This window comes from Streptomyces alkaliterrae (assembly GCF_007097205.2).
GTDB classification, from domain to species: Bacteria; Actinomycetota; Actinomycetes; order Streptomycetales; family Streptomycetaceae; genus Streptomyces; species Streptomyces alkaliterrae.
Map to the genome: position 1 here is coordinate 1 of NZ_VJYK02000351.1, position 5,403 is coordinate 5,403.

At 72.2% G+C, this 5,403-nt stretch carries 3 protein-coding genes and 1 pseudogene; all 4 read left to right on the forward strand.

The window, feature by feature from the left end; genetic code table 11:
* Positions 1–111 precede the first annotated feature (111 nt).
* Positions 112–2,229 carry a tetratricopeptide repeat protein gene (locus FNX44_RS23395; protein WP_143650821.1) on the forward strand — a complete coding sequence of 706 codons (2,118 nt, stop codon included), beginning with the start codon at positions 112–114 and terminating at the stop codon, positions 2,227–2,229.
* Between the two features lie 226 nt (positions 2,230–2,455).
* Positions 2,456–3,571 (forward strand): alanine dehydrogenase, encoded by a 1,116-nt coding sequence (ald, locus tag FNX44_RS23400; protein ID WP_143650825.1) that lies wholly within the window; start codon positions 2,456–2,458, stop codon positions 3,569–3,571.
* Between the two features lie 519 nt (positions 3,572–4,090).
* Positions 4,091–5,137, forward strand: coding sequence for a ParA family protein (locus FNX44_RS23405; RefSeq protein WP_228450149.1), 1,047 nt, complete (start codon positions 4,091–4,093; stop codon positions 5,135–5,137).
* Positions 5,134–5,403 (forward strand): annotated as a pseudogene (locus FNX44_RS23410) (hypothetical protein); the annotation flags it as partial. The gene FNX44_RS23405 and the pseudogene FNX44_RS23410, both read left to right, overlap by 4 nt.

Below are 5,403 nucleotides of genomic sequence, written 5' to 3' on the forward strand. Positions count from 1 at the left end.
CGCCCGTACTGACCGCGGTCCCTCCCCGCGGGCCCCGGCGTTGATCCGATGAGGTGACTCCTACGCCTGTCGTACGGGCAGGCGTAGGGGGCCCTGGACTAGGCTCGGTCCGTGACGGATCAGGCGGTGCACAGCAGCGTCCCCGGGGCGGCTGCCGGACAAGAAGGATGGACGGGCCGCCGGCGCGAGCTGGCCGGTCTGACGGCCGACGTCGAGCGCGCCGGGCTGGACACGCTGGCCGGCCGTCCGGCCGCCCGCTGCCGGGTGCTGCTGATCGCCGGCCGTCCCGGCTCGGGCCGTACCGCACTGGCGGAGGAGTTCGCCGCCCGCGTCGCCGCGGACTACCCGGACGGGGTGCTGCGGGCCCGACTGACCGATCCGGGCGGCGCCGTCGTCCCGCTGGAGCGGATCGCCCGGGACCTGCTCGACGCGCTGGGCGTTCCCGCCCCCGCCGGCGCCGGCGAGGACGAACTCACCGAACTGCTGCGGGTGACCCTGCGGGAGCGCCGGGCGCTTCTGCTGCTCGACGACGTGGCCGCCGCCGAACAGGTCGTGGAGATCCTGCCGGAGACCCGCGGCTGCCTGGTCGTGGCCACCGCCGACGGCCCGCTGACGGGAGTACCGGACGTCCGGCCTTGCACGCTGGGCGGGCTGGACGGCGACGCCGCGCGCACTCTGCTCGCCCGGCGCTCCGGCGGCGAGATCCGGATCACCGTGGACCCCCGCGCCGCCGAACGGCTCGCCGAACTGTGCGGGCACCTGCCGGCCGCGCTGACGCTCGCCGCCGGCTGGCTGGCCGCCCACCCGCAGTCCTCGGTACTCGACGCGGCCCGCGCCATGGAGGCCCGCGAGGAGAGCGGACCGCTGCCCCGTGCCTTCCATCTGCTGCTCGACTCCCTGCCGCCGACTCCGGCGCGGATGCTGCGGCTGCTGCCGCTCGCGCCGGGCGGGCTGGTGGACGCGCACACCGCGTCCGCGCTCGCGGGCTGCTCGGTACCGGCGGCCCGCACCGCCGTCGAGGAGTTCGCGGCGACCGGGCTGCTGCGCCCGCTCGGCGACGGCACCTTCGAGGTGCCCGGCTGCCTGGACCCGCTGCTGCGCGCGGAACTGGAACGCGCGGAGAAGCCGGCCGACATCCTGCTGGCCGGCGCCCGGATGCTGGAGCGGACCGTACGGCTGCTGCACAACTGCCGGGCGGCGACCGAACCGCCCGAATCCGAGGACCGCCGGGCACTGGCGGCCGAGCCGAAGGCGATGCGTTTCGACACCGCCGAGGCGGCCCGCCGCTGGTTGGACGGCCGTCTTCCGGCGCTGCTCGCGGCCGCGCGGCAGGTCGTCGCCGACGGTGACCTGGACACTCTCGCCCGCCGCTACCTCGCAGCCCTCGCCCGTGCGCTGGAGGCGCACCGGCAGCCGGAGGAGGCCGCCCCCGAACGCTACCGGCTGCACGAGCTGGTGCTCGACGTGGCCGAGCGGCGCGGGCTGCACCGGGAGAAGGCCGCTGCGCTGCTGAACCTCGGCGATCTGGACGCCGGCTGCGGACGTCTTCCGGAGGCCCTGGCGCGCTACCGGGCCGCGCTGGAGGCCGCCCGAGCGGACGGCGAGGGCTGGCACGAGGCCGCCGTCCGCGCGATGGACTCGATGGGCTGCGCGTACGCGGAGCTGGAGGACTGGCAGCGGGCCGCCGACTGGTTCGACCGGGCGCTGGCGCTCGCGCAGACCAGGGACGACGTGGGCGTCACCACCCGGCTGTACGGGCGGCTGGGCGCGGTGCGGATGTACTCCGGGCAGTGGGCGCAGGCGCTCGGCGCCTGGCGGGCGGCGGTCGCCGGCCACCGCCGGCTACGGGATCCGCAGGGCTGTGCCCGGGCGCTGGGCGAGCTGGCGAGGGTGCAGGAGTACGCGGGCCGTCCGGAGGACTCCTTGCGGACCTGCTACGACGCCCTGGACTGGGCGGTGCGCGCCGGCGACGGACGGCTGCGGGCGGCGTTGAGCCTGCGACTCGCGGACACCTGCGACCGCCTGGGGGAGTTCACCACCGCGGCGGCGCACCGCGCGCTGGCCGACCGGCTGCTCGCCGAACTGGACGCGGAGGCGGCGGGCGAGCGGGGCGGTGAGCCGTCCGGCGCGGCCGCCGGCGGGGCGAGCGATACGGCCGATTCGTCCGGTCCCTCGTGTGACAGCCGAGGCTCGACCTACGAAATCCATGGCGAGATCGGGAAAGATTGACCCTTTGCAAGGCTAGACACGAGCAGATCCTTCATTAGACTGGCTGCGTCGTGGTCATCCCGGCTGCCTTCCGGCATTCCCCTTGTAAGCGCTTGTTTCCGGTTATGTACTGGTGAGTACCCAGATGTACTCGATCTGTGTGTGATCAGGAACAAACAGGGAGAAGCGGGGCACTCGTCAGATGCGCGGCGCGACCAGCACCCCCAGAGCAAGGACCGTGATCGACGTGAAGGTCGGTATCCCCCGCGAGGTCAAGAACAACGAGTTCCGCGTGGCCATCACTCCGGCCGGCGTGAACGAACTCGTCCGCAACGGCCACCAGGTCTACGTGGAGCAGGGCGCCGGAGCCGGCTCCTCGATCGCTGACGAGGAGTACACCGCAGCCGGTGCCACCATCCTCGGCACCGCGGACGAGGTGTGGGCCACCGCCGATCTGCTGCTGAAGGTGAAGGAGCCCATCGCGGAGGAGTACCACCGCCTCCGCAAGGACCAGATCCTCTTCACCTACCTGCACCTGGCCGCCTCCCGCGAGTGCACCGACGCGCTCGTGGAGTCCGGTACGACCGCCATCGCCTACGAGACCGTCGAGACCGCGAACCGCGCGCTGCCGCTGCTCGCCCCGATGTCCGAGGTGGCCGGCCGGATCGCCCCGCAGGTCGGCGCCTACCACCTGATGGCCTCCGCCGGTGGCCGCGGTGTGCTGCCCGGCGGTGTGCCCGGCGTGCACGCGGGCCGCGCGGTCGTGATCGGCGGCGGCGTCTCCGGCTGGAACGCCACCCAGATCGCCGTCGGCATGGGCTTCCACGTGACCCTGCTGGACCGGGACATCAACAAGCTCCGTGAGGCCGACCGCATCTTCGGCACGAAGGTGCGCCCGATCGCCTCCAACGCCTTCGAGCTGGAGCGCGCGGTCCTGGAGGCCGACCTGGTCATCGGCGCCGTGCTCATCCCGGGCGCCAAGGCGCCGAAGCTGGTCACCAACGAGCTGGTCTCCCGGATGAAGCCGGGAAGTGTCCTTGTCGACATCGCGATCGACCAGGGCGGCTGCTTCGAGGACTCCCGCCCCACCACGCACGCCGAGCCGACCTTCAAGGTCCACGACTCCGTCTTCTACTGCGTGGCCAACATGCCCGGCGCGGTGCCCAACACCTCGACCTACGCGCTGACGAACGCGACGATGCCCTACATCGTCGAACTCGCCAACCGCGGCTGGGTGGAGGCGCTGCGCCGCGACCCGGCGCTGGCCAAGGGTCTCAACACCCACGACGGCAAGGTCGTCTACGGTCCGGTCGCCGAGGCGCACGGCCTGGAGAAGGTCGAACTCGACAGCCTGCTCGGCTGATCCGACCGGGCTGACTCGACACACCTCCCGGTCGTGTCAACGGCGAACGTCAACGTGACTCGACGCACGTCACCGGCCGACCCCCGCCCCAGGGGGTCGGCCGGTGACGTGTTCCCGGTTACGTCCCCGGCCTGGTCGAAGGCGGTCCGACGCGGCGTCAACTCGCCGTGATCGTGGCTGTTTAACCGATTCGCCCACCGGTGAAACCTTGCGCGCGACCCCCGTGCGCCCTTGACAAGCATGTGTTCGCTTACCGACACATCGTGCCGTCTCCGACGGATTGTGTTGCTGCGAACCGCCGACACGCCATAGAGTCGCCAACCGTCGGCATAGTGCCACGCTGACCTGTCTAGAAGTTCCCTGGTCGCCAAGGAGGTAAGACGACTTGTGAATGAGTCGACATTTTCTCCCGGAGGTGGTCGACCAGGAGCGCTCGCGTCGGGCCAAGGGGCCGCGGGGCTCAAGGCTGTCGGCTCCGTCGCTGTCCACACTTTCTCCGCCCACCAGGACCCAACGAGCATGACAGTCGATCAGAACACCCAGCAGCAGGGCGCGAACGCCCCGGACCCCGGTCACCTCGGGGACGGCGACGGCGTCCGGCCCGACATCCACCCGGACTACACCCAACTGCCGGAGGGTCACTTCTACGACCCCGACGCGGATTTCGAGCCGGACCCCGAGTACGCGGCGACCCTCGCCCCGGACGCGGCCCGCCAGCGCCGCGAGCGGATCGGTCCCACCGGCCGCCCGCTGCCCTACTTCCCGATCCCCGGGCCGGTCGCCGAACACGGCCCGGCCAAGATCATCGCGATGTGCAACCAGAAGGGCGGCGTCGGCAAGACCACGTCGACCATCAACCTCGGCGCCGCGCTCGCCGAGTACGGCCGCCGTGTCCTGCTCGTCGACTTCGACCCGCAGGGCGCCCTGTCGGTCGGCCTCGGCGTCAACCCGATGGAACTCGACCTCACCGTCTACAACCTGCTCATGGAGCGGGGCATGACGCCGGACGAGGTACTGCTCAAGACCGCCGTCGCCGGCATGGACCTGCTCCCCAGCAACATCGACCTCTCGGCCGCCGAGGTGCAGCTCGTCAGCGAGGTGGCCAGGGAATCGTCACTGCAGCGCGCCCTGCAACCCCTGCTGCCGGACTACGACTTCGTCGTCATCGACTGCCAGCCCTCGCTCGGCCTGCTCACCGTCAACGCGCTCACCGCGGCGCACAAGGTGATCGTCCCGCTGGAATGCGAGTTCTTCGCGCTGCGCGGTGTCGCGCTGCTCACCGAGACCATCGAGAAGGTCCAGGAGCGACTCAACCCCGAACTCAGCCTGGACGGCATCCTCGCCACCATGTACGACTCGCGGACCGTGCACAGCCGAGAGGTGCTCGCCCGCGTCGTCGAGGCCTTCGACGAGAACGTGTACCACACCGTCATCGGCCGGACCGTGCGTTTCCCCGAGACCACCGTCGCCGGTGAGCCCATCACCACCTACGCCTCCAACTCGGTCGGCGCCGCCGCCTACCGCCAGCTCGCCAGGGAGGTGCTCGCCCGGTGCCACGCCGAGTGAGTCTCCCGGCAGCCGACGAACTGTTCCGCAACACCGGCGGCGCCGCCGTCCAGCCGTCCACCCCGCAACTCGGCGGGCCCGAACCGGAGCCGGCCGCCGAGCGCGAGCCGACACGTGAGGACGCCGCGCCCGGCGTCGAGCCAGGCGCGGGCGGGCGGGCGGCGCCCCGCACCCCCCGGCAGACCCGGGCGTCCGCGCCCGGCACCCGCTCCGGCCCGCCGCAGCCCGGCACGGCCGTCGCCCGCCAGGGCGGGGCGGGCCAGACC